We start from the raw sequence: 1,707 nt of genomic DNA on the forward strand, positions 1-1,707 counted from the left end.
GGGAGTGCGAGGTCAGGCCTTGGGGGCGTTGACGTCGGAGGGCAGCGCGGCCTTGGCCGTCTGCACGAGCGAGGCGAACGTGGCCGGCTCGTTCACGGCGAGCTCGGCGAGCATGCGGCGGTCGACCTGCACGCCGGCCAGGCCCAGGCCCTGGATGAAGCGGTTGTACGTGATGCCGTTCTGACGGGCAGCGGCGTTGATGCGCTGGATCCACAGGCGACGGAAGTCGCCCTTGCGCTTGCGACGGTCACGGTACGCGTAGACCAGCGAGTGGGTGACCTGCTCCTTCGCCTTGCGGTACAGGCGCGAACGCTGACCCCGGTAACCGGAGGCGCGCTCGAGGATGACGCGGCGCTTCTTGTGGGCGTTTACAGCCCGCTTGACTCTTGCCATTTTCTTCTACTTCCTAACGTGCGGGGGGAGCTCAGAGACCGAGCAGCTTCTTGGCGACCTTCGCGTCACCCGGGGCAAGCACCTGCTCCTGGTTCAGGCGACGGGTGCGACGGCTCGCCTTGCCCTCGAGGTTGTGGCGCATGCCGGCCTGCTGCTTCATGAGCTTGCCGCTTCCGGTGACCTTGAAGCGCTTCTTGGCACCCGAATGGGTCTTCTGCTTCGGCATCTCTTCTTCCTTCGTTGCTGGTCCCGCGCAGGCGGGAGTCGGTATCCCGCGGTGCGGGGGTCTGTGGGGCCTATTCGGCCGTCTGGTCGCCCTCGGGCTGCCCGGCGTCGGCCTGCTCGGCGTCGCCGCGCTCGTCGTGCTCGCCGCCGGAGCGGGCGGAACGCGCCGCTTCCTTGTTGGCAGCGCGCGCGGCGTTCTGCTCGGTCTTGACCTCGGACTTGTTCTTGTGCGGGGCGACGACCATGACCATGTTGCGGCCGTCGATGGTCGGGCTCGACTCGACGGTGCCGTACTCCGCGACGTCCTCGGCGAACTTGCGGAGGAGTCGCACGCCCTGCTCGGGACGCGACTGCTCGCGCCCACGGAAGAGGATCATGGCCTTCACCTTGTCGCCGGCCTGGAGGAAGCCCTCGGCGCGCTTGAGCTTGGTTATGTAGTCGTGCGCCTCGATCTTCAGACGGAACCGGACCTCTTTGAGGACGGTGTTCGCCTGATTGCGCCGCGCTTCCTTGGCTTTCTGCGCCGCCTCGTACTTGAACTTGCCGTAGTCCATGATCTTGACCACGGGGGGCTTCGAGTTCGGGGCCACCTCGACCAGGTCGAGTTCGGCCTCCTGGGCCAGGCGCAGCGCCACCTCGATACGGACGACGCCGACCTGCTCACCCGCGGGTCCGACGAGGCGGACCTCGGGGACGCGGATGCGGTCGTTGGTGCGGGGATCGCTGATGCGGGACTCCTCTTACGTAGCGAATAGGTTCGGCCACCGCGACGATCCGCTTACAGCGGTCCCTCGCGGGCGGAAGATTCGCACGTTCCACCCGCACAGCGCATCAGCGCCGGCTTCTGCACCCTGACTACCCCGTACGAGACGGAGCGGAGTGCGTGGACCCGGTAGCCTGGAGCGGCAAGCGCGGGTGGGATGTGATCCTCTTTCCATCCGGGAGCAGAAACCCCCGGTGCCCGCGAAAGTCTAGCAGAAAGTGCGATGTGAACACTATTCCCGATGGGCAAGACGATCCGACGGCGCACGGAAGTGCCCCGGATGCCGAGACTCAGGCCCGCTGGGAGGAGCAGGACCGCGCCGCAAG

General features: G+C 66.9%; 3 protein-coding genes. All 3 read right to left on the minus strand.

What is annotated here, in order from left to right; genetic code table 11:
• Nucleotides 1-12 precede the first annotated feature (12 nt).
• A complete protein-coding gene (rplT, locus tag NQ160_RS23445) occupies nucleotides 13-393 on the minus strand; it encodes a 50S ribosomal protein L20 (RefSeq protein ID WP_257516416.1) in 381 nt (126 codons plus the stop codon).
• Between the two features lie 31 nt (nucleotides 394-424).
• On the minus strand, nucleotides 425-619 hold the full coding sequence (rpmI, locus tag NQ160_RS23450) for a 50S ribosomal protein L35 (protein WP_257517405.1): 195 nt from the start codon (nucleotides 617-619) through the stop codon (nucleotides 425-427).
• A 70-nt stretch (nucleotides 620-689) separates the two neighbouring features.
• On the minus strand, nucleotides 690-1,346 hold the full coding sequence (gene infC / locus NQ160_RS23455; RefSeq protein ID WP_257517406.1) for a translation initiation factor IF-3: 657 nt from the start codon (nucleotides 1,344-1,346) through the stop codon (nucleotides 690-692).
• Nucleotides 1,347-1,707: the final 361 nt, after the last annotated feature.

The organism is Microbacterium sp. zg.Y909 (assembly GCF_024626565.1).